This is a genomic window from Permianibacter aggregans (assembly GCF_009756665.1).
Taxonomy (GTDB): domain Bacteria; phylum Pseudomonadota; class Gammaproteobacteria; order Enterobacterales; family Permianibacteraceae; genus Permianibacter; species Permianibacter aggregans.
In genome coordinates this window covers 1,782,189-1,805,290 of record NZ_CP037953.1, presented here as the reverse complement: position 1 = coordinate 1,805,290, position 23,102 = coordinate 1,782,189, and the positions used below count along the sequence as shown (strand labels likewise).

Here is a 23,102-nt window from a genome sequence, read left to right as displayed (position 1 = left end):
GCAACACAGGCAGGTTGCGGGGACTTTTTTATCCTGCCTAATTCGTTGTTGAGGTAAGCATGAGCACTGCTTCGTCTCCCTCCTCGGGTTTGCGTTTGCCGGATACCCTGATCATCGTGTTCGCGGTATTGCTGTTGTCATCGCTGCTGACCTGGGTGTTGCCTCGTGGCACCTTTGACGTCAGCAAACAAGCGGAAACCGGCCGCACCGTTGTCATCGCCAATTCCTATCAGGCCAGCGACCAAGGTGAACCACAACCGGCGAGATTTTTTTCCGGCGACCAGCAGCCAGGATTATTCAACGCGCTGTTTGATGGCTTGACCAGCGGTGACAAAAATGGCGCCGCGATTGGCGTCGTCATGTTCATTCTGATTGTCGGCGGCAGTTTCGGTGTAATGTTGCAAACCGGCGCTGTCAACGAAGGCATACACTGGACGACGGCGAAACTGAAAAGCCGCGCCAGTTTGCTGATTCCGGTTTTCATTGTGCTGTTTTCGCTCGGTGGAGCCGTGTTTGGCATGGGCGAAGAAGCGATGGCATTCGCGGTGTTTCTGGTGCCACTGGTGCGCGCATTGGGCTACGACGCCATTACCGGTGTGCTGATTACTTATGCCGCGACGCAAGTCGGCTTTGCCTCGTCGTGGATGAATCCGTTTTCGGTAGCCATTGCCCAAGGCATTGCCGAAGTGCCAGTGCTGAGTGGCGCTTCCTTTCGCTTTACGATGTGGCTGGCGTTCACGGCGTTGTTCACCGTGTTTGTCGTCTGGCGTTGTCGTCGCATTCGGCAAGCACCCAGCAATGGTGAAACCACCGTCAGTCATCAATTTCAGCGTGCTCATGGTTTGATTCTGCTCAGTTTCGCCGCGGTGCTGATTTGGATGATCTGGGGTGTCACCCAGCAAGGTTATTACCTGCGTGAAATCGCCACGCAATTTTTTGTGTTGGCGTTGCTGGCCGGTGCCATTGCGCGCTTCGGTAAATTGCCCAATTGCCGGCTCAATGATTTGGCCGATGGCTTCAAACAGGGTTGCGCACAATTGCTGCCGGCGGCGTTGGTGGTCGGCATCGCGCAGGGCATCATGATCGTGCTCGGCGGCGTTGATCCCACCCAACCCTCGGTCGTCAATACCTTGCTGCATACGATGGCACAAGCGATTGGCGACACGCCTTCCTGGCTGGCCGCGCAATTGATGCTGGTCTTCCAGTCGATGTTCAACTTCCTTGTTTCTTCCGGTTCCGCGCAAGCGGCGTTGACGATGCCGTTGATGGCACCGCTCGCTGATTTGCTCGGTGTTACCCGGCAAACCGCCGTGCTGGCGTTTCAGTTGGCGGACGGTTTATCGAATCTGATCTATCCCACGTCGGCCGCGCTGATGGGAACGCTGGCGGTGGCCAATGTGCCGTTTGTGCAATGGCTGAAAGCGATGTGGAAACTGCAAGTGCTGCTGGCCGTAGCCAGCATGATCGCCGTGGCGATCGCTTCGCTCATTGGTTTTTCCTGACGGATTTTTGCATGATTACGTTGATTAAGCAGGCCAAGGTGTACAGCCCGGATGCGCTGGGTGTGCAGGATATTTTGCTCGCCGGTGATCGCATCGTTCGTATAGCGCCGAATATTGAATTGAGCGGCGATGATGTCGTGCAGATTGATGCACAAGAAAAAATTGCCGTACCCGGTTTTGTCGATTCGCTGGTGCATATCATCGGTGGTGGAGGCGAAGGAGGGTTTCGTACTCGCACACCGGAAATCGCTGCCGATGATATTGTTCGTGCTGGTGTCACGACGCTGGTTGGGGTGCTAGGCACCGATGCCGTGACCCGTACGCTAACCAATCTTCTGGCCAAGGCCAATGCACTGAATGAAATCGGTTTGAGCTGCTTTTGTCATACCGGTTCGTATCAGATTCCGGTGAAGACGCTGTTCAACAGCGTTCAGGAAGATTTGATTCTTATCGATCGTTTTATTGGTGTCGGTGAGGTCGCTATTGCCGATCACCGTTCATCGCAACCGACCTTGAATGAACTGAAAAAATTGGCCGCTGAAGCGCGCGTTGGCGGCATGCTTGCCGGCAAAGGCGGTGTCGTCAGTGTGCACGTCGGTGATTCGCCGGAAGGTTTGAGTTTGATTGAGCAACTGGTCGAGGATTCCGATATTCCGATCAGCCAATTCTATCCCACCCATATCAATCGCAACCGCCGTTTGTTCGTCACCGCACTCGATTATGCCCGTCATGGCGGCTATATCGATTTCACCACCAGCACGACGCCGGAATTGCTGAAACAAGGCGAAATCAAATGCAGCACCGGTTTGAAAGAAGCGCTGGATGCCGGCGTGCCGTTATCGCGGATCAGTTTTTCTTCCGATGCCAACGCGTCGTTGCCGATGTTTGATCGAAACGGCAAATTTACCGGTCTTGGTATTGGTCGCATCAGCAGTCTTTGGCAGGAAGTGCGTGACGCAGTTGTGCAGGAAAAACTGCCGCTGGAACAGGTGCTGCCTGTCATCACCCGCAACCCGGCACAGATCCTGAAGCTGACGCAAAAAGGAGAGCTGCGCTCCGGTGCCGATGCTGATCTGGTGCTGCTCGACGAGGCGCTGCAACCGGTGTCAGTCTGGGGCCGTGGTCAGGCCTTGATGCAGAGTGGCAAGCTGACAAGCATCGTCAAGGAAGCAGTTTTTTCCTGAAGAGCTGTCAACGAACCATCCTCCACCTCGTTGTTTCTGCTGTGAGTGATGAATCGACAGCGTGCTGTCGCCAACCAATGCAGGAGAAACAACGATGAAAGCTTTACCTACCCTTTCGGCATTGGCCGTGTTGTCCGTGCTGATCATGGCACCCGCCGAAGCCAACAACCGCCTGGGCCAGATGAATCTCGGTGCCAAGGGCGCGTTGCAACACAGCCAGTCCTTGCAGCGTCAGCAAGCGCTGGCTGGCAAGCGCGGCGTACAGGACGTTACCAGCACTATCAGCCGTGATCGCGAAGCCGATACCTGGAACCGGCAAATCAGTGGAACCACACGTGCCGGCGCAGAATTCAGCAAAGAAATTCAAGGCCAACGCACCGAAAACGGCGCGATCCGCAGCATCACTGGCAGCAATGCTCGCGGCGATTATCAATTGACCGACACGATGACTCGCGATGCCGAGAACGGTAGCTGGAATCGAACGATTGCCGGCACCAATGCCGCCGGCGCGCAAGTCTCGAAAGAAATCAACGGCCAGCGCACTGACAATGGAGTTACCCGCACTGTCAGCGGCGTCAATGCCAATGGTGCCTATGAGTACACTGACACCATGACTCGCGATGTCGAGAACGGCACCTGGAATCGAACCATTTCTGGTACCAACGCTGCTGGCGCCCAGGTTTCGAAAGAAATCAACGGTCAGCGCACCGACGACGGATTCATCCGCAGCGTCAGTGGCAGCAATGCCCAAGGTGACTACAGCCATGAAACCCAAGTCAGCCGTGATGCGGAAACTGGCACCATCAACCGCATAACCACCGGCACCAATGCCACTGGTTCATGGAGCGCCGAAAGCGAAATCCAGCGCACCGAAAATGGCTGGGTCAGCCAGAGCACGCGCACCAATGCTAATGGCGAGATCAGCAGCAGCACCGGCGTCATGGAGCGCGACGACAACAGCTGGACTCGCACCCAAACCACAACCGGCGCCAATGGCGGTGTGCAAGTGGTGACCGTTCGCGGCGAGCGTGACCCGGAAACCGGCACCGTCACCCGCAGCCGTGAAGTCGAACGCGAAGGTCCACCGAAACCGTAAAGCTCTGCAGGACTCTCCTTCCTCTGGCGTTATGCCGACTCACCCGGTGCCGCAAAAGGACTTGCGACCGGGGATTTTTTATTCGGCACGTCTGTGCTCAGGATTTTGTCGGACCGAAGGCAGGAAATGCTTTACCATTCAGTCCGATGATTTCTGCAACACAGGAAGTTGGCCATGCCGTTGGTCCATGCAAAACCCGATACGCTCAATGACGTCAACGACCAGTTTCAACATCAGAAGCTGACGACGCCGGTTTTTCTCAATTCGGTGCCGAAATGTGGCACTCATTTAATCAAGAATATTTTCCGGATGTTTGTTGCCGTCGAGCAGCAATATCATGATGCGTTTATTCAGATCCCGATTCTGCACCAGCACAAGCGCGCCTTTGATCCGCGCCAGCCAAAACTGAGCTGGGGACATTTATTGTTCTCCGATGATTCGGCGATTGTCACCAAACAAGTGAAGCAGATCGTTGTAGTGCGCGATCCATATGATTGGGTATTGGCGCGTGCTCGATTCTTTATTTCCGATACCTTCCAGGGCTCGCTCGATCATCTGAAAAACAACAATGTATCGATTGAGCAACTGATGAATATGATGATTTTTGGCATCTATCAGAAAGCGCCGATGATGAGTGAAATCTTTACCCATAACGCCGTTGCCTGGCTCGGTACTGGCGTTAAATTGGTGCGTTATGAAGATCTCGTGCATCACGCCAATTATCTGGATAAAGGTGCCGCGCAGGATTATTTCGAAGACTTGCTCAGCGTTTGTGGTTATCAGCAATTGCCTTCAGACTGGAAAGAACGAGTGCGTCTTGGCGCAGACCGCAAGCAAAGTGGCACCGCTCGGGAAAATTTGGCAGGCCAGCAAATTGAATTGCCAAAAACCTTGCCTGAAGTCCAGCGCAAACTGGTGGATTACGCCGTGCCTGGATTACGGCAGCTACTTGGCTACCAATAATTTTCGCAGAAATTTTCAGGTAAAGGAAAAGGGGCAGTTGATCTGCCCCTTTCTTGTTTCGGTCGAGATTAGAACTTATAGCTCAGGTTCATGAATACCCGACGGCCCAGCCAGTCATACTGCGTGTAGAACGCCGATTGACCGACATTGGACAGGTTATTGGCGTAGTCACTGATCTTCGGTGGCTCTTCGTCAAACACGTTGGCAACACCAACACGTGCCGACAAACCAGAGTCGTCAAACTCGTAGCCAACGGAGAACGCGTGATAGTAAACCGCGTCGCTGTCGATCACGATGCGGACATCCTGACCTCGGTAAGTCGAGGTATCGCCTTCATTGTCTTCGACATCGGAAACCGGTCCGATGTAGTTGACGATCCAGTCGAACGACCAGTTGTCGATATCATAACCCGCCGTGAAGTTGGCAACGTGTTTCGGATCACCGAACTGACCATTGCGATCTTCAACCGTGTCGGCAAACAGACCGCGAGATTGTTCTTTCTGGAACGTATGCTCGGTCGACAGCACTAGGTTGCCGGGACCAACATCGGTGCGGTATTCAATTTTCACGTCGTAACCGCGGTTGGTTTGTTCGGCGATATTGATGAATTGATCGCGAACGGTTTCAATGCGGTTATCGAGGGCACTACGCTCGAACTGCGAGCACAGCGGATCGGTCGGGAAGAATGTCGAGTCGTAGCACTGGAACACAATGTTGCCGGCGCCCAGCTGGGTAATCTCGCCTTCGATCAGGAAGTCGAAATAATCAACAGAGACGCTCAGATCGGCAAACGTTGGCTTCCAGACAAAGCCGTATGTCGTTGCTTCCGAAGTTTCTGATTCCAGAATGCCGAGTCCGCCACCGGTAACCACGGTGGCAGTGATGGCACCACCAGCATAGTCCGGAGCAATGCCTTCGGCAGCACAGTTGTCGGCCATGCGTTGGGTGATGTTGCCATCGGTCAGGTTCTGGGCCCAGCGGATACATGGGTCAACGGCGCGCTGGCTGATGAACGAGGTTTGATCGGCCAGATACAGTTCGAACAATGCTGGTGCCCGGAACGAGGTACCGTGCGAAGCACGAATCCGGAAGGTTTCATCGACGGCCCAGCTCAAACCTGCCTTGTAGGTGGTATCGCTACCGGAGGTATCAACATCGGTATAACGCGCGGAGAGCGTCAACTCAACGTTATAGGCACCTGGCAGGTCACGCAGCAGTGGTATACGAGCCTCGCCAAAAAACGCCGTTGTCGTGTCGTCACCGGCGGTGATGCCGGCACTGCTGGCACCCCAAGCATTGCTCGCCAGTGTCGTGGCTCCAGGTGTGTCGGTGATTTCGTCGGTGCGGTAGTGAGCGCCGACAGCGATACCGAGATCACCAGCCGGCAACTCCAGCAGGTTACCATTAGAAAACACCACGTCGAACGAGCTTTGATCGTAAACGGTTTCGCCGGTGTCAGTACCGAACAGGAACGCGCGCATCTCTGGCGAAATATTGCCGGCCAGGAATTGCGGATCCAGCCACGGGATGTCAATACAAGGCACACCGCGAACCGAGGTAGTCATGCCGACGCAGGAACCATCCAGGAAGTTCTGATCAGTGATCGAATCATCAAAGATGACGGCGTTAGTGTATTCACCTTCAGAACGGCTGAACTGATAGGACGCATCCCAATACCAGTCGCCGATATCGCCGGTGGCACCAACAACGTAGCGTTGGTAATCAACGGTGATTTTATTGAAGCTGTGATCGGTGATCGGCGTCGGGCTCAGCCATTGAGCGCCCTGCCAACCAGCGCTCAGCGGGTTACCAGCGAAGAAGTTTTCGTTGTAGACGTAACCCCAGAACTGGCGGTAGCCATTTACGTCGGTTTTACGACGGTTCAGCAGCACTTCAGTATAGAGATTGACGTTGTCGCTGACATCAAACTCGGCTTGGCCGTAGATGGTGGCACGTTCGGATTCCGGCACCAGCGATTGACGATCCTGGAAGGGATGATCAGCGTTGGCAAGGCCGTCCGAGGTGCGATCATAGTTGACCGGGAACCAGCCTGGAGGCGTGACCATGAAGTCCGGATTGTTTGGGTCGACCATGTTCGGGAATGGCGTCAGGTAGTTGCCGAGATCACCATCGTAGTCGTATTGAGCCAACATGCCAGGCAACACGTTGCCACCGGCATCCTGATAGTCGTAAATCCAGACATGGCCCCAGAGCAGATCGCGGCAGTGGTAAGTGCCTGTGCGTGGATCGATCGGATCGGCGCGCTCGCCGGTTACCGCATCAAAAATATAGCGCTGACCGCAGGCAAAGTAATCGCGGTCACCACGAGCCAGTTCCTGTTGTTTGTCATAATCGGCGGTTACCCGGAACGAGCCGCCGTCAAACGAGCGACCAAAAGTCAGCGACAGACGAGAACGCTCACCACCACTTTCTTCTGGCTGAGAAATAAACGCATCGATCGCGCTTTCATCACCGGTTTTGGTGATGATGTTGACGACACCTGCGACGGCATCAGAACCATACAGGGACGAAGCGCCATCCTTCAGGATTTCGATACGTTCAACCATCGAAATCGGCAGCGTGTTGAAGTCAAATGCCGACGTCTCACCTCGGGTACCGGCCGGACCGGCACGACGACCGTTCAGAAGCACCAAGGTGCGGTTCGGGCCCAGACCACGAAGCGAGAAAGTCTCGACACCAATACCGCCCTCCTGCACAAATTCACTCGAGGTAGCGGAGGTGACCTGCGGCGAACCGGAGGCAACGGTCAGACGCTGCAACAGTTCTGCGACGTTGGAGACGCCGGACTTGATGGCGTCTTCAGCCATGATGATGTCGACGGGCTGCTCCGAATTGAAGCTGTCGCGACGGATGCGCGAACCGACAACGATCACGCGTTCTTCTTCAGCCTTCGACTCCGATTCGGCAGCTTCCTGAGCGACAACATTCAATGATGTCATCGCCATAATGCCAGTAATGGCATGTGCCAACGGTGACTTGGCGTATTCAAACAAGGGGGTTTTCTTCAACATGTATGATTCTTCCGTAAGTTATTTTAGGCAGTGTGCTCTCTGAGCTCCCATAGCAAAGCGCTACACAACTCATCCGCTGCGTAAAGCCACACGGATACTATGTGATGCGCCGCACGTGCACAAACGATAATCCTGCGAACTGATACATTTTTAGGAAGAAATGCATGGAATAACAGCGTAATAATTACAAAAGCGCTGTATAAAAAACAATCAACTTCTGAGTCGGTAGCACTCTAACGACAAGTGGAGGATCAGTGGAAGCAGTCTTTGCTTTTTTTCAAAGGCCTTTCGACGAACAGATCTGACGGTGCTTGACGCAGCCTGATGCTCAGTGATTCAAGGGGTTATCGCCCTTGTATGTATTAGGTGGGCCAAATTTTTTGGCACCGAGCTATCGAGTTGAGCAAAATTAGCGCATTGTTGCCGATTTCGTTCATTCTCGCTGGCTCATTGAAAAACACCACTACCGCTTTCGCGGGAGTCATTGGGGAAATAATTTACCGAATGTAAATGGGCTGACAAATGCCTACGCATTGATCATTGAGATCGCTACTTTCAGCGAATTAATCGGCCTGGATTCGAACGACCCTCCAACGACAAGCCGCCTTGTTGGTCGGCTTCGTGACCGATTTCGCCGCTATCGAGTTTGATCAGCAGGCGGAGGTCATTGGCCGAGTCGGCGTGGTGCAGGGCGTCTTCGTAGGTGATTTCGCCGGCTTTGTAGAGTTTGAACAGAGCTTGGTCAAAGGTCTGCATGCCGAGCTCATTCGAGCGCTTCATGACTTCTTTCAGCAGGTGCACTTCGCCTTTGCGGATGTGATCACTGATCAGCGGCGTGCCGATCATGATTTCAATGGCCGGGCGGCGACCGGCGCCATCCGGAGTCGGGATCAGCTGCTGGGCGACGATGCCTTTCAGGTTCAGCGACAGGTCGAGCAGCACCTGGTTGTGCTTCTCTTTCGGGAAGAAATGCAGAATGCGGTCGAGAGCCTGGTTGGCGTTGTTGGCGTGCAAAGTGCACAGCGCCAAGTGACCAGTTTCGGCGAACGCGACGGCGTAATCCATCGTTTCGGCTGAACGCACCTCGCCGATCAGAATGACATCGGGCGCCTGACGCAGGGTGTTGCGCAGCGCCACTTCAAAGCTTTCGGTATCGATACCAACTTCGCGTTGGGTGACAATGCATTTTTCGTGGTTGTGAATGAATTCGATCGGGTCCTCGATGGTGATGATGTGGCCGGTCGAGTTGCGGTTGCGATAGCCGATCATCGCCGCCAGCGAAGTTGACTTGCCGGTGCCGGTGGCGCCGACGAAAATGATCAGGCCGCGCTTGGTCATCGCCAATTGTTTCAACACTTCCGGCAGACGCAGTTCTTCCAATGTCGGGATTTTGGTTTCGATGCGGCGCAGTACCATGCCAACATTGTTACGTTGTTGAAACGCACTGACCCGGAAGCGGCCAACGCCGGTCGCGGAAATCGCAAAATTGCACTCACGGGTACGGGCGAAGTCGCGGCGCTGTTCCTCGTTCATGATCGACAGCACGACTTCGCGGGCTTTTTCCGGCGACAGATCTTTCTGGGTTACCGGCACGACTTTGCCGTTGATCTTCATGCTCGGCGGAATGCCCGCCGTGATGAACAAGTCGGACGCTTTCTTGCCGACCATGAATTTCAACAGACCTTCAAAATCCATGCTACACCTCGTTGCACTGCCAATAAGTCAACGCCGGGAAATGCGTTGGGTTGCGACCGCTCAGTGTAAAGCGGCCGCGCTTTGCTTCGCTTTTCAGGCTGCCGCTTTGCGGAGCAGGTCTCAAAAATCTTCCTTGTTCTTGGCTTTTTCGCGCGCATCCTGACGGGTGACCAGACCTTTGCCAATCAAGTCCTTCAAGCACTGATCCAGCGTCTGCATGCCGAACTGGGCACCGGTTTGAATCGAGCTGTACATCTGCGCGACTTTGTCTTCGCGGATCAGGTTTCGAATCGCCGGTGTGCCGATCATGATCTCGTGCGCCGCGACCCGGCCGCCGCCGACTTTTTTCAGCAACGTTTGCGAGATGACCGCCTGCAGCGATTCCGACAGCATCGAACGGACCATGCCTTTCTCTGCGGCCGGGAACACGTCGATGATACGGTCGATGGTTTTTGCCGCAGAGGTCGTGTGCAGCGTGCCGAACACCAAGTGGCCGGTTTCGGCCGCGGTCAATGCCAGGCGGATGGTTTCCAGGTCGCGCATCTCACCGACCAGAATGATGTCCGGGTCTTCCCGCAGTGCCGAACGCAGGGCTTCGTTGAAGCCGAGCGTGTCGCGGTGCACTTCGCGTTGGTTGACCAGACATTTTTTCGATTCGTGCACAAACTCGATTGGATCTTCAACGGTCAAAATATGTTCATATTTGTTTTCGTTGACGTAGTTGATCATGCCGGCCAGCGTTGTCGACTTACCGGAACCGGTTGGACCGGTGACCAGGCAAAGGCCGCGCGGCTTCATCGAAATGTCTTTGAAAATGGCTGGTGCTTGCAATTCCTCCAGTGTCAGCACTTGCGAAGGAATGGTACGAAATACGGCGCCGGCGCCGCGGTTCTGGTTGAACGCGTTTACGCGGAAACGCGCGACGCCTGGCAGCTCAAATGAAAAATCGGTTTCCAGAAATTCTTCGTAATCCTTGCGCTGTTTGTCGTTCATAATGTCGTAGACCAAACCGTGCACAGTCTTGTGATCGAGCGGCGGCACATTGATCCGGCGCACATCACCGTCGACGCGAATCATCGGCGGCAGACCGGACGACAAGTGCAAGTCGGAGGCGCGGTTTTTGACAGAGAACGCTAACAGCTCAGTAATGTCCATCGAAGGGTCCTTTAAGGTTTTTAAGATGGCTTTTATTCAGGTGGCAACCACGGATCACAATAGCTCATGACGACCAGTTTGGCACCCCGATTCCACGCCGTGCAGCAGCAAATCGCTGAGGCGGCGAAGGCCGCGGGCCGTGATCCGGCCGGCATCCGCTTATTGGCCGTCAGTAAAACGCAAGAACCAGTTCAGATCAATGCTTTACACGCGCTGGGCCAGATCGCGTTTGGTGAGAACTATATTCAGGAAGCGCTGGCAAAACAGCCGAACTGTTCACCGACCATTGAATGGCATTGCATCGGTCCGGTGCAGAGTAATAAAAGTCGGCTGGTGGCCGAGCATTTTGCCTGGTGCCAGAGCCTGCACAGCCTGAAGCTGGCGCGCCGGCTGTCGGAGCAGCGGCCGAGCCATCTGGCGCCGCTGCAGTGCTGCATTCAATTGCATATTGGCGATGAAGCGAGCAAGAGCGGGGTAATGCCAGCGGAAGCCCTGGCGCTGGCCGAAGCGGTCGTGATGCTGCCGAATCTTCGCTTGCGCGGCGTCATGTGCATTCCTCCGGCGTCGGACTCGGTGCCCGAGCAGCGCCACTACTTTGCCGAGGCAAAGGCCGTTTACCAGCAACTGCAACATCACTTCGAAGGCATCGACACGCTGTCGATGGGGATGAGCGCCGATCTCTCAGCCGCCATCGCCGAAGGCAGCACGATGGTCAGGGTCGGTACCGCGCTTTTTGGCCCGCGTACTAAACGCTAAGGACGCAACCATGGATCTATTGTTCAAACGGAAAATCGCCGTGCTGGGCTGCGGCAATCTTGGTGAAAGTCTGGTCGCCGGCTTGATCGAGCAGGGCCTGCCGCCAGGCAATCTCTGGCTGACGTCGCGACGGCTGGAGCGCCAGCAGCAATTAAAAGGGCGTTACGGCTGCAAGACCGGTGCTGATAATCGCCAGGCCGCGGAGGGCGCCGATATCGCCATTCTGGCCGTTAAACCGCAACAGATGGCCCAGCTATGCAGCGAACTGGCCGAGCTCGACTGGCATGGCAAACTCTTGATCAGTGTCGCGGCCGGCTTGCCGATTGACCGGTATGAGGCCTGGCTGGAACAGAGCGTGGCGTTTGTGCGCAGCATGCCAAATACCCCGGCCGAGCTGAAACTGGCCGCGACCGGGCTGTATGCCAATGCGCTGGTCAGTGCCGAGCAGCGGGAATGGAGCGAGCAGATTTTTTCGGCGATCGGTCGCTGGGTCTGGATTGATGACGAAGCGCAGATGGATCTGGTCACCGCCATCGCCGGTTCCGGTCCGGCTTATTTCTATCGCTTTATCGAGGCAATGATTGCCAGCGCCGTTGCCCAAGGCATGAGTAAGGAAACCGCGACCATCCTGGTTACCCAAACGGCGCTCGGTGCCGGCGCGCTGGCCGCGCGCCGTGGTGCGCCAAAAGTTGATGAGCTGCGCCAGCGCGTGACCTCGAAAGGCGGCACCACCGAGGCGGCCTTGAAATCGCTGGAAGCGGCCGGCATTAGTGATATTGTCGACCAGATGATCCGCGCCGCCGTACAAAGAGGCCGGGAATTGGCCAATAGCTGAACGTCGTTACCCTTGAAACACGGCCACCAATGAAAACCGAAAACGGAAAACCATAACGATGAGCCCCGTCGAAATTCTCAAATTTCTCTATGACCTGTTTGTCTACATCGTGCTGCTGCGCTTTTTGCTGCAACTGGTGCGCGCCGATTTCTATAACCCGTTCTCGCAGTTTGTCGTGACGATGACGCAATGGATTTTGTCGCCACTGCGCCGAATCATTCCCGGCAGTCGCGGCATCGACTGGTCATCACTGCTGCTGTTCCTGGCGCTGGTGTTGTTGGGACAAGTGTTGTTCGGTTTTGGTGGCAGTTTGCTCGGTATGCTGATCATGTTGCCGTTCACGGCGACCATCATGTTGATCAACCTGCTGTTGTTCCTGGTATTCATCAAAGTGATTTTGTCCTGGGTTGACCCTTACCAGCAGCAGCCGATGCAGCGGCCCTTGAGTCAACTGACCAATCCGATTCTGGCGCCGTTCCGTCGTTTGATTCCGCCGATCGGCATGATCGACTTGTCGGCCTTGTTCGCTATTTTGGCGCTTTATTTGGCGCGCTGGTTTGTTGAACGACTGCCGTTCTGGATGTTTGGTTTGTTTTCGTAAAGCTGATGATGGAACTGGCGGTATTGTTGCAGCCACGAGCCAGCCGTGATCGCATTCTCGGCTGGCATCAAGGTGAATTGAAAATTGCGGTGACGGCTCCGCCGGTTGATGGCGAAGCCAACGCCCGTTTGATTGGCTTGCTCAGTAAAACGCTGGGCATTGCCAAAAGCCGAATAACACTGGAAAGCGGGCAAACCAATCGGCACAAAAAGTTGTGCATTGATGCCGATGCTGAAACGGTACTTAGCCGTTTGCCGCCGGACCGTTGATCACGGTCACTTCAACCCAATCGTTGTCGATGGCTTTCGACAAATCGGTTTCCAAGGTATGACGGATTTGTTCGTAAGGCGTTTTCAAATGCAATAAACCGTAGGCACGATTGCGACCATGAACCTTGCCTAGATACAGTGCCATGTCGGCCAGTTGCACCGCTTTCTCCCAATTGAACTCCTGTTCGCTCATGCCGGAAAACGGCAGGGTCAAGAAACCGGCCGACACGGTCACCCGAATAGTATGGCCCTGGAATTCCACCGGTTTTTCGCCAATGGCGTTCAATACCCGTTGACAAAGCATGGTCAAGGAATTGCTGTCAACATGGCGAAGCAGCATCAAGAATTCTTCGCCACCCCAACGCATGACCATGTCGTCGGTGCGCGAGATTTTCATCAGCCGTTCACTGAGCTCTACCAGCACCGCATCACCGGCAGCATGGCCATAGTGATCATTGATATGCTTGAAATGGTCGACATCGAACAAGATCAATCCGTCGATGGCGGTGGTCGATGAGTGCCGACGCTCGATTGCATGCGAGCGATGCTGCATTTGCTCCTGAAACGAACGGCGATTGAACAAGCCGGTCAGCGGGTCGCGCAAGGATTGGTAAGCCAGCTTGGCATTGGCTTCCCGCAAGCGCAGATTGCTGTCGCGGGCTTTGCGATACAACTGAAAAATCAGAATCGACGCCAGCAATCCAACCGCTATCAACAGCAGCGCAATGCGTTGCTGCAATTTCTTGTTTTCCAGATCGGTTTGTTTCAGCGCATTCTCCTGTTCCAGTAACTGAATTTGACGCGCTTTTTCTTTGGCTGCGAATTGTTCCTGCAATTCCGTGGTGCGTTTGTCGCGCTCGCGCTGGAAAATTTTCTTGCTTAGCTGGTACTGCTCCTGGCGAGTGGTCGCTTCCTGTGCGAACTCGCCAGCAAGATGATAGGCGTCGGCCAGCTCCCCGAGCATCAATTCGACATCGGTGTCCAACTCCAATTCACGAAAATATTGCAGAGCTTGCTTCATCCATTCCAGACCCTGTCGATGCAGGCCGGATTTCACCTGGATATAACCGAGGTTGAAGCGCAGCAAATTCTCGGTGTGGTGATCGTCGAGCTTCAGCGCATCGGTCAGTGCCCGCTCGAAATATTGGCGTGCTTCACCGAGTCGGTTTTCGCGCATGTGGATATCGCCAATATTGTTCAGTAGCGTCAGTCGGGCGCCGTTATAGCCCTGTTTATCTGCCCAGGCCAAGCCTTGCTCATTGGCGGCGATGGCGTCGCCGAGCTTGCCCATTTCAACGAGTACGTAGCCGCGCAAAATATATAAATCCGGCAGAAAACCGTGCAGCTCGCGTTCCTTGGCTTCGTTGATGGCTTCATCGCTAAGGCTCAGCGACAACGAATAGTTTTTCATTGTGCTGTACATGCTGGCCAGTTGCGATTTCAAGTACAGGCGGCGAATGGGCGTGCGTTGATCATCGGTCTGGTTGACCACTTCCAACGCCAGCTGATATTGCTGCAAGGCTTCTGCAAATCGGCTGGCACGGGCATATACATAGGCCGCTGTGTTGTGGCCGAAGTAACGCACCCGCAGCGATTCGGCTTTCGGCAAGTACGTCAGCAATTGCTCGACCCGCTCCAACGCCGCCTTGCGTTCGTTGTCGAACATCAGTCGTTCAATCTGGGTAGCCAGCCCTTCGGCCCAGACATCCGGATCACCGCTTTCACTGGCCCAATCGAAAATTTGCTGATTCAGCGCTATCGCTTGTTCCTTTTGCTGGTTGTGCAGGTGGGCACCGGACAGATAGCTAATAAAGCGGGTGCGGCTACCGAGCGGGGTATCGGCGTCGACCCGTTCGGCCATTGCCTTTATGGTTTGATAAGCCTGCTTGGGGTCCTCTTCCAGTTGCAGCAGGTAGTCATCAAGCGCCGATTCCAGCTTCGGATCGGTTTCAGCAGCATCGGCGAGGCCGACGAATACCAGCAAGCCAATGACCAAAAACCGCGACAGCAGGCCGGCGAAAAGGCCCGGTAGACGGACAACAGCATTCAACATCGGGGCGCTCACCGGGATAGGGCTTCGGACGGTTGGCGGAAGATGGTAATAAGCGTAGCAGCAATCCGGTAAATGATTGAAAACCCCGATAATTTTTATCCGTTGAACGTAAGGCTTGTCGACCTCCGTCAAGCCCGGCGCGGCCGTTACGGCTTGACGAAACTGTGAAGGCGAACATTGACCCGGCGCTTTCCGCTGTTACACTTATTCGTTAAAGCCCGAGAAAGGGTAGGTTTGGGGAGTGGCGGTATCCAATGACAGCTCAAGTGTTTTCGCGTCACATTGAGACCTATTCGCTATGGAAAGCACAGGTCGCCAAGGAAATTCGTGCCTACCGGCTCTGGTTGCGGCGGAACAACCTGTTCACGCCGGAAGGCGATATGCGCCTGTACCAGCTGCTGGAAACGCTGCGTTCCGACTATGTGACCATTGCTTTTGCCGGTGAGTTCTCGCGCGGCAAAACTGAGCTGATCAACGCCATTTTCTTCTCCGGTTTCGGTCAACGCATCCTACCCTCGCAGGCCGGCCGCACCACAATGTGCCCGACCGAGCTGTTCTACGACCGGGAAACTCGCACCTCTTATTTACGTCTGTTGCCGATTGAAACCCGGCTGACCGATATCCCGATTGCCGATTACCGCGGCATGCCGGGCCAGTGGGTGGAAATCCCGCTGATGGCCGATAACCCGAGCGAAATGGCCCGGGTCATGATGTCGCTGACTGAGACCAAGGTGGTGCCGGTTGCGGACGCCGTCAAGCTCGGCTTCAAGGAAGAGCTGCTCGACGAAAGCGAAAACGAGCCAGGCAAAGTCGAAATCCCGGCCTGGCGTCATGCCCTGGTCTCCTTCCCGCACCCGCTGTTGCAACAGGGCCTGTGCATTCTCGACACCCCTGGCCTGAACGCGCTCGGTTCCGAGCCGGAACTGACCTTGAGCCTGCTGCCGCAAGCTCAGGCGGTGGTGTTCGTCATGGCGGCCGACCAAGGCGTGACCGCCTCCGACATGGCCATTTGGAATGAACACGTCGCCTCACTGAAAGACCGGCCGAATCTTGGCTTGTACGCGGTGCTGAACAAGGTCGATACCCTCTGGGACGAACTCGATTCGCGCAAGAAAATCGAAAAAGCCTTGTCCCGCGTGGTGCGCGCCACCTCACGCCAGTTGGAATTGAAAGAGTCGGACATCGTGCCGGTATCAGCCAAGCAAGGCTTGCTGGCAAAAGTACGCGACGACCAGGCATTGCTGCTGCGCTCCCATATTTTGGAGCTGGAAAAGCTGTTGTCTGATGCGGTGCTCGGTTACCGTCGTCAGGCACTGTGGGAGTCGGTCATTGAAGAATGCGCCGCTCATGTCGAGAACAGCCTGCAACTGCTGAACACTCGTCGCGAACAACTGCTGAGCCAGAAACACGACCTGGAAAACCTGCAGGAAAGCAATGTCGAGGCGCTGACCGGTATGGTGCAGAAAGCGCAGAAACTGCACGAGGAATTCAAGCGCAAGCAAACAGCGCTGACTCCGACCCAACGCCTGATGGATCGGCAATCCAATATTCTGCAGGGCATTATTTCCAACGAGGTGATCAGTCAGCTGATCGAACGCACCCAGGGCCGTTTGATGAACGCCCGCACGACCGTTGGTCTGGTGCGCGCGATGCGCGAGTTTTTCACTGAAATTGACGCGATTATCGGCGAGCTATCGCATCAGGCCGATTTATCGAACCGTATGGCCGAATCGGTGTACCGCAAATTCGAAAATGAATTCGGTTTGCAGCGCATCGAGCCGCGCTTGTTGCCGGCTCGCGGTTTCCGTCGCCGCCTGCATGAATTCATTCATGATGCCGATGAGCTGTCGCGCCTGATGCAGATTGCCCTGAATTTTGAATCGCTGGCGGTGCGCCGCTTCTTCACGACTACGGTTGCGCAGATCACGGAATTCCTGCAAGCGGTGCGCCGCGAATTGCATAGCTGGGGCCAGAATGCACTGGCGCCGTTGTCGCAGCAGCTGGCTTCACAGAAGCTGACTGTCGAGCAGCACCTGCAACAACTGCAGAACATGCAGCGCACCGGCGCTACCGCGGCGGGTCGCATCAAGGCCTTGAACACATTGGTCATGGATCTGGACGGCGAAGCCGCGCAAGCCGCACAGATGCTCGAAACCTTGCGCTCGCCACCACCGGAAGACGAAGACAGCAATGTCGTCGCCTTCAGCCGGGCGTGGCAGCGCTAAGGCTGATCGCTGAACGTGAAACTGGCGTAACAATCCTGAATAGATAAGATCGACAAACCGGATATCGATTAACCAGGAAACGGGAACTTTCGGTGGCCAGCAGCCACCCAAGAAAAGACAGCCTGCCGGTGCATGGCAACCGGCAGCAACCCGCAAAGGAGGTAGAGCATGTGGCGCACAGGTATCGCAATGGCCGCTGTAGCATTCAGCGTTGCGGCGGTCGCGGAGCAAAGCAAGACCTTTGGTGATTACGTCGTTCACTACAATGCGTTCAACAGCAGCTCGCTGTCACCGGAAATTGCCAAGCGTTATGGTTTGATTCGCGGCGCCAATCAAGGCGTGGTCAATATCGTCGTGTTGAACAAGGGCGATGGTGGTGACAAAGCCGCCGTGGCAAAAGTCGAAGGTTCGGTGCGCAATTTGTTGTCGCAGCGTGCCAACCTGAACTTCAAAGAAGTGCGTGATGGCGAGGCGATTTATTATCTGGCCGGCTATCGTTTTGACGATCAGGATACCTTGGTATTCGATCTTCAGCTGACACCGGAAGGCGCCAATCCTTTACAACTGGAATTCAATCAGTTGATGCACGTTCACTAAGCAAAAAATTCACGCAAAAAGAAAGGGCCGAACGGCCCTTTCTTTTTCCAACAACCAGGAAATGTTTAAGCGGCTTTGTCAGTACCTGCTTTGTGTTCCAGCACTTTGCCGGTTTCGATCTGAATCGTTTTCGGCTTCATTGCTTCCGGAATTTCACGGACCAGCTTGATGGTCAGCAAACCGTTGTGCAAGTTGGCGCCGATCACTTCGACGAAATCGGCCAGGTTGAATTTGCGTTCGAACGCACGATTGGCGATGCCTTGATAAAGCATCCGGCGTTCGGCTTTGTCGTTGCTCTTACGGCCGCGAACGGTCAACACGCCCTTCTCGACGGTGATGTCCAGTTCGCTCATATCAAAGCCGGCAACGGCAAGCGTGATCGCGTATTGATTCTCATCGAGTGACTCGATGTCGTACGGCGGATAACCGGCGCTGGTGTTGTCACCGCGCATCGCGTTATCAATTAAGTTGGCCAGGCGATCAAAGCCAATATAACTGCGGTACAAAGGGGTAAGGTCGATGGTGTTCATGTGTATTCTCCTTTGGAAGCAATACGGTTAAAACATGGATGTTGTCATCGCGGAACTCGATTGCGACATCCCGCCGACGAAACAAAAAATGGGGACACGAAAATCCATTTCAAGTGTTTGCTTGCATGATTCCGCGTCGGGCTTTCTGGGAGGATGTGGTGATCGATGCCACCGGTGGAAACTCCTGCGTCGTTGGTGACGCAGGGGGCCAGTTTCAATTCGTTGAATTCAGGTAATGGGTGTCGCGGCATAACCGGCCGAAGAAAGCACCAGCAACAGTTCCGACTCCGACAAATCGGCTTTCACCAGCAGTCGGCGTTCAGATACCAAGCCATTGACCTCGGCTACCGGGTCAAGTCTTCGGATTTGTGCCGCCAGGGTTGTCACACAGGACTGGCAGTGCAGTTCAGGAACATGGAATTCGTGCATGGAATTTCTCCAAATGAAATGAGTGGAACGCTTAGCCTGAACCTTGCCCTGTGGTGCACCGCCAGAAAAAGTTTTTGCGGGTCAAGGCTTGCCCTTGACCACGTGGTAAGGTGGATGCTGTGTTCGTCCCGTCAATGGAGGCCACGATGAACACCACGACTCACACTGAAGCCGCCCCCGTCAGCTTGAACACCAGCCTGCCCATCGAAGGCATGAGCTGCATGAGCTGCGTCGGTCGCGTCGAAAAAGCCCTGTATGCAATATCCGGTGTGTCCAAGGTCAGCGTTAATTTTGCCGTCGAGAAGGCGCAAATTTCGCATTCGCCGGAAGTCAGCGAACAACGGCTCCGTGACGCCGTGATGGCCGCCGGATACCGCGTGCCCAGAGATGAGGCACCACGAATCGAGACCCGAGAGTGGACGCTGCAACTGACCGGGATGAGCTGTGCCAGTTGCGTGGCCCGCATTGAAAAAGCGCTTTCCGCGGTGCCCGGCGTGAATCAGGCCAGTGTTAATTTCGCTGCAGAGAAAGCCACCGTCATCGGCCCACCAACGCTCGACCCGAATGTCTTGCTGAAGGCGGTAGCCTTGGCCGGGTATGGAGCACGGGTTCTCGACACGACAAGTCAAGCGGCTATCGAATCGCCGAAAGTCGCCGATAAAAAAGCCAACCATGAAGGCCGGGCCGTGTGGTGGGCGGCGTTGCTGACTCTGCCTTTGATTATACCGATGCTTGGTGATCTGTTTGGTCAACACTGGATGCTGCCCGGGTGGTGGCAATTGCTGCTGGCGACGCCGGTGCAGTTCTGGCTCGGTGCGCGTTTTTATCGTGCTGGTTGGGCGGCGATTACAGCTGGCACTGGAAATATGGATCTGCTGGTGGCGCTCGGTACCAGCGCGGCCTATGGCCTGTCGGTTTTCCACCTACTAGCGCCATCAGTCGCGCACCCGGCTTTGTACTTCGAAGCCTCGGCGGCGGTCATTACCTTGATCCTGCTCGGCAAATGGCTGGAAGCGCGGGCAAAGCGGCAAACGACGGAAGCGATACGGGCCTTGATGGCATTGCGGCCGGATGTGGCCACGGTGCGTAGAGCCGGCAAAGAGTCGGTGCTGACGATTGCCGAGGTACGGGTCGGCGACCGGGTCATCGTCAAACCTGGTGAACGCATTCCGGTTGACGGCCGTGTGATACAAGGTGACAGCCATGTCGACGAATCGATGCTGACCGGCGAGCCGCTGCCGGTGGCGAAAAGCATTAACGATCAAGTGACTGGGGGCGCCATTAACGGCGAAGGCGTGCTGGAAATCGACACCACGGCCGTCGGTATCGAATCGGTGCTGGCCAAGATCATTCGCTTGGTCGAAAGCGCCCAGGGGGCGAAAGCACCGGTGCAACACCTGGTCGATAAAGTCAGCGCGGTTTTTGTGCCGGTGGTCATCGTCATTGCGCTGCTGACCTGGCTGGGTTGGTGGTGGTTCGGTGGTGATTTTGAAGGCGGCGTGCTGAACGCTGTGGCGGTGCTGGTCATCGCCTGCCCCTGTGCGCTTGGCTTGGCGACACCGGCGGCGTTAATGGCAGGCACCGGCGTGGCGGCTAAATATGGGATTTTGATCAAAGATGCGGTGGCATTGGAAATCGCTCATCGGGTGCGCACCGTCGCGTTTGATAAAACCGGCACGCTGACACTGGGCCAGCCGCAAGTGGTCGCTGTTGAAGCCAAAGCCACCGAACGCGGTGAGGTGCTGGCTTTGGCGGCAGCGCTGAACGAACAGAGTGAACATCCATTGGCAAAAGCCGTGCTGCGCATGGCGGATGCGGAATCGATCAGCGTACCCGAAGCTGAACACGTGCGGGCGATTGCTGGTAAAGGTATTAGCGGCCGGGTTGGCAAACTTGACTTGCGTTTCGGCAGTCAACGGTTAATGCAGGAGCTGGGTATCGATACGGCGTCACTGGCGACTCGTGCCCAGGTATTGGCTGAGAAAGGCTACAGCTGTTCCTGGCTTGCTGACATCGATCCGAAACCACGCCTGCTGGGGCTCATTGCTTTTGGTGATATGTTGAAGCCGGAAAGTGCTGCGGCCGTGCAACGACTGCATCAACAACACATCTCTACTGTGATGATTTCGGGAGATAACAAGGGTGCTGCGTCCGCTGTCGCACAGCAACTCGGTATCGATCAGGTATTTGCCGAAGTCCTGCCGGAAGAAAAATCGGCAACGATTACTCGTCTGCGCGAAGATCGGGAAACGGTGATTGCCATGGTCGGTGATGGCATCAACGATGCGCCGGCGCTGGCTGCCGCCGACGTCGGCATCGCGATGAGCACCGGTACTGACGTCGCGATGCACACCGCCGGAATTACCCTGATGCGTGGTAATCCGTTGCTGGTAGCCGATGCCATCGACATTTCGCGTCGCACCTACCGGAAAATTCAGCAGAATCTGTTCTGGGCGTTTATCTACAATATTATTGGTATTCCGCTCGCGGCCATTGGTTTGTTGAGCCCGGTCATCGCCGGTGCCGCAATGGCCTTTTCCAGTGTCAGCGTCGTCAGCAATGCCTTGCTGTTAAAGCGCTGGCTACCGTCAAACCACAACAAAGGAGCGCAATCATGAACATCGGTCAAGCCGCGAAAGCCAGCAGCATATCAGCGAAAATGATTCGCTATTACGAAAGCAAAGGCTTAATCAAAAAGGCCGCGCGCTCTTACACTAATTACCGGTTCTATTCAGAAAGCGATCTGGAAACTCTGCGCTTTATCGGTCGTGCTCGAGCGATGGGATTCTCGCTGGAAAAAATCGGTGAGTTATTGAAACTGTGGCGCAATCAGCAACGGCCCAGCGCCAAAGTGAAAAGCATTGCTGAATCGCATATTGCTGAGCTTGATACGCAAATTGCCGAACTGCAGGCAATGCGTGAAATATTACAGCGCATCGCCGATGCTTGCCCCGGCAGTCACGACGCCCATTGCCCAATTCTGGATAGTCTAGCCGTTAACAAATGATTCCACCATGAAATGCCGTGAGCGGACTACACTGCATTGGCAAGCAAGGCCGCGGGACATTCATGAGCGAGCAACGCCAGCCAAGCAATGACGGTATGCACCGGCGTACGCTGGTGCTGTTTCGCGTCATCGAATTTGCGGCGGCAGCTTATATGCTGGCCTTTGTGTTCTGGGACAACTGGTTGTTGCCCGGTGCCTGGCAGCAAACCTTGTCCTGGCGGGTGGCGGGCGCTTTCGGGTTTGTGCTGGCGGGAGCGTTAAGTTTTATTCCGTCATTCACGAACCGGCAGGCTGAACTGGGCGCGCTCAGCATCTGGTGGGGTCTGTTCGCGATGTGCCAGGTGTTCGTGCTGCTGCCGAACGGTTTCATCATGGGTTTGCCCGGTGTGTACATGTTTGGCTTTGCCATTCTGGTGTATTCCACTTCGCGTCGTTTGTTGTGGGCCAATATTCTGGGCTTTTTATTGTGGCCGACGTTGGCATTATTTCAGGCCAACCCTGAACCCGAGGTATGGATTCAGTACGCGGTATTCCTGCTGTGTGGTGCCAGCATGCTGCTGATTCTCGGAGACTTGCTGATTCGCCGCTTGCGCAAGGATTCACATTACCAAGCGAAATTGTCGCACTTGGCGTTTACCGACGGCTTGACTGGCGTGCTGAATCGGCGCCGGTTTTTTCAGCTATTGAATCAGCAACTGCAGAACCGTTCCAACCCATCCATGGCATTGTTGGCCATCGATATCGATCATTTCAAATCGATTAACGATCGTCATGGCCATTTGACTGGCGATGTCGCCATTCAAACCAGCGCAACGATTATTGCCGCGCAACTACGGCCGAGTGATGTTATTGGTCGCACTGGCGGCGAAGAGTTTGCAGTGATGCTGCCCCAGTGCTCGTTGGACAATGCCAAAGCCGTCGCGGAGCGTATTCGCCAGGCCATCGCCAATACGCCGCTGGTGTTACCAAAGCCGTCGGAAGGTGAAGTGTTGCATTTAACGCTGAGCATCGGCATTGCTATCAGTCATGCCGACGACAACAGTGAATCGTTGATGCATCGGGCTGATCAGCAGTTGTATGCAGCCAAACATTCCGGCCGCAACTGTGTCAGGTATGCAGAATCTGCGCACACTGAAACGCTGTTCTCTGAGACCTGAACCACTTTTCCCGTCG

The 23,102-nt window shown here is 55.2% G+C and carries 19 protein-coding genes; 13 read left to right on the top strand and 6 right to left on the bottom strand.

What is annotated here, in order from left to right:
* The first annotated feature begins 59 nt into the window (after nucleotides 1-59).
* From yfcC to E2H98_RS08225, 4 genes are all read left to right on the top strand, one after another.
* Nucleotides 60-1,502 (top strand): putative basic amino acid antiporter YfcC, encoded by a 1,443-nt coding sequence (gene yfcC, locus E2H98_RS08240; protein ID WP_133592750.1) that lies wholly within the window; start codon nucleotides 60-62, stop codon nucleotides 1,500-1,502.
* Between the two features lie 11 nt (nucleotides 1,503-1,513).
* Nucleotides 1,514-2,686 carry a beta-aspartyl-peptidase gene (gene iadA, locus E2H98_RS08235; protein ID WP_133592752.1) on the top strand — a complete coding sequence of 391 codons (1,173 nt, stop codon included), beginning with the start codon at nucleotides 1,514-1,516 and terminating at the stop codon, nucleotides 2,684-2,686.
* Nucleotides 2,687-2,780: 94 nt separating this feature from the next.
* Nucleotides 2,781-3,782 (top strand): hypothetical protein, encoded by a 1,002-nt coding sequence (locus tag E2H98_RS08230; protein ID WP_133592755.1) that lies wholly within the window; start codon nucleotides 2,781-2,783, stop codon nucleotides 3,780-3,782.
* A gap of 174 nt (nucleotides 3,783-3,956) precedes the next feature.
* Nucleotides 3,957-4,745, top strand: a complete 789-nt coding sequence (locus E2H98_RS08225) for a sulfotransferase domain-containing protein (RefSeq protein WP_133592757.1) — start codon at nucleotides 3,957-3,959, stop codon at nucleotides 4,743-4,745.
* Nucleotides 4,746-4,813: 68 nt separating this feature from the next.
* Here E2H98_RS08225 and E2H98_RS08220 read toward each other — a convergent pair whose 3' ends face one another.
* The 3 genes from E2H98_RS08220 to E2H98_RS08210 all read right to left on the bottom strand — a co-directional run bounded on the left by E2H98_RS08220 (nucleotide 4,814) and on the right by E2H98_RS08210 (nucleotide 10,627).
* Nucleotides 4,814-7,777: a TonB-dependent receptor domain-containing protein gene (locus tag E2H98_RS08220; RefSeq protein WP_133592759.1), complete on the bottom strand. Its 2,964-nt coding sequence runs from the start codon at nucleotides 7,775-7,777 to the stop codon at nucleotides 4,814-4,816.
* Nucleotides 7,778-8,332: 555 nt separating this feature from the next.
* On the bottom strand, nucleotides 8,333-9,472 hold the full coding sequence (locus tag E2H98_RS08215; RefSeq protein WP_133592761.1) for a PilT/PilU family type 4a pilus ATPase: 1,140 nt from the start codon (nucleotides 9,470-9,472) through the stop codon (nucleotides 8,333-8,335).
* 120 nt (nucleotides 9,473-9,592) lie between these two features.
* Complete coding sequence (locus tag E2H98_RS08210; RefSeq protein ID WP_133592763.1) at nucleotides 9,593-10,627, bottom strand: type IV pilus twitching motility protein PilT; 1,035 nt, start codon at nucleotides 10,625-10,627, stop codon at nucleotides 9,593-9,595.
* A gap of 66 nt (nucleotides 10,628-10,693) precedes the next feature.
* Here E2H98_RS08210 and E2H98_RS08205 point away from each other — a divergent pair, with 66 nt between their 5' ends.
* From E2H98_RS08205 to E2H98_RS08190, 4 genes are read left to right on the top strand one after another with little or no spacing between them, the layout of a single operon-like run.
* Nucleotides 10,694-11,383, top strand: coding sequence for a YggS family pyridoxal phosphate-dependent enzyme (locus E2H98_RS08205; protein WP_133592764.1), 690 nt, complete (start codon nucleotides 10,694-10,696; stop codon nucleotides 11,381-11,383).
* 10 nt (nucleotides 11,384-11,393) lie between these two features.
* Nucleotides 11,394-12,218: a pyrroline-5-carboxylate reductase gene (gene proC / locus E2H98_RS08200; RefSeq protein WP_133592766.1), complete on the top strand. Its 825-nt coding sequence runs from the start codon at nucleotides 11,394-11,396 to the stop codon at nucleotides 12,216-12,218.
* 58 nt (nucleotides 12,219-12,276) lie between these two features.
* The gene (locus E2H98_RS08195; RefSeq protein WP_133592768.1) at nucleotides 12,277-12,819 is read left to right on the top strand and encodes a YggT family protein; all 543 of its coding nucleotides are present in this window, start codon (nucleotides 12,277-12,279) and stop codon (nucleotides 12,817-12,819) included.
* A 5-nt stretch (nucleotides 12,820-12,824) separates the two neighbouring features.
* On the top strand, nucleotides 12,825-13,088 hold the full coding sequence (locus tag E2H98_RS08190; RefSeq protein ID WP_133592770.1) for a DUF167 domain-containing protein: 264 nt from the start codon (nucleotides 12,825-12,827) through the stop codon (nucleotides 13,086-13,088).
* Here the strand turns inward: E2H98_RS08190 and E2H98_RS08185 are convergent.
* Nucleotides 13,063-15,141, bottom strand: a complete 2,079-nt coding sequence (locus E2H98_RS08185; protein ID WP_133592771.1) for a tetratricopeptide repeat-containing diguanylate cyclase — start codon at nucleotides 15,139-15,141, stop codon at nucleotides 13,063-13,065. The two genes, E2H98_RS08190 and E2H98_RS08185, sit on opposite strands and share 26 nt — an antisense overlap.
* 254 nt (nucleotides 15,142-15,395) lie before the next feature.
* Between E2H98_RS08185 and E2H98_RS08180 the strand changes: the two genes are divergently transcribed.
* Both E2H98_RS08180 and E2H98_RS08175 read left to right on the top strand, forming a co-directional pair.
* The gene (locus E2H98_RS08180) at nucleotides 15,396-17,366 is read left to right on the top strand and encodes a dynamin family protein (RefSeq protein WP_133592773.1); all 1,971 of its coding nucleotides are present in this window, start codon (nucleotides 15,396-15,398) and stop codon (nucleotides 17,364-17,366) included.
* Between the two features lie 168 nt (nucleotides 17,367-17,534).
* Nucleotides 17,535-17,963 (top strand): DUF4426 domain-containing protein, encoded by a 429-nt coding sequence (locus tag E2H98_RS08175; protein ID WP_133592775.1) that lies wholly within the window; start codon nucleotides 17,535-17,537, stop codon nucleotides 17,961-17,963.
* 65 nt (nucleotides 17,964-18,028) lie between these two features.
* Here the strand turns inward: E2H98_RS08175 and E2H98_RS08170 are convergent, their stop codons facing one another.
* Nucleotides 18,029-18,493, bottom strand: coding sequence for an Hsp20 family protein (locus E2H98_RS08170; RefSeq protein WP_133592777.1), 465 nt, complete (start codon nucleotides 18,491-18,493; stop codon nucleotides 18,029-18,031).
* Nucleotides 18,494-18,721: 228 nt separating this feature from the next.
* Complete coding sequence (locus E2H98_RS08165; protein WP_133592779.1) at nucleotides 18,722-18,922, bottom strand: heavy-metal-associated domain-containing protein; 201 nt, start codon at nucleotides 18,920-18,922, stop codon at nucleotides 18,722-18,724.
* A gap of 146 nt (nucleotides 18,923-19,068) precedes the next feature.
* Here E2H98_RS08165 and E2H98_RS08160 point away from each other — a divergent pair, with 146 nt between their 5' ends.
* From E2H98_RS08160 to E2H98_RS08150, 3 genes are read left to right on the top strand one after another with little or no spacing between them, the layout of a single operon-like run.
* Nucleotides 19,069-21,540, top strand: a complete 2,472-nt coding sequence (locus tag E2H98_RS08160; protein ID WP_133592781.1) for a heavy metal translocating P-type ATPase — start codon at nucleotides 19,069-19,071, stop codon at nucleotides 21,538-21,540.
* Nucleotides 21,537-21,929: a Cu(I)-responsive transcriptional regulator gene (gene cueR / locus E2H98_RS08155; RefSeq protein ID WP_133592783.1), complete on the top strand. Its 393-nt coding sequence runs from the start codon at nucleotides 21,537-21,539 to the stop codon at nucleotides 21,927-21,929. Before E2H98_RS08160 ends, cueR begins: the two co-directional genes overlap by 4 nt.
* 17 nt (nucleotides 21,930-21,946) lie before the next feature.
* The gene (locus E2H98_RS08150; protein WP_133592785.1) at nucleotides 21,947-23,086 is read left to right on the top strand and encodes a GGDEF domain-containing protein; all 1,140 of its coding nucleotides are present in this window, start codon (nucleotides 21,947-21,949) and stop codon (nucleotides 23,084-23,086) included.
* The last annotated feature ends 16 nt before the right edge of the window (nucleotides 23,087-23,102 follow it).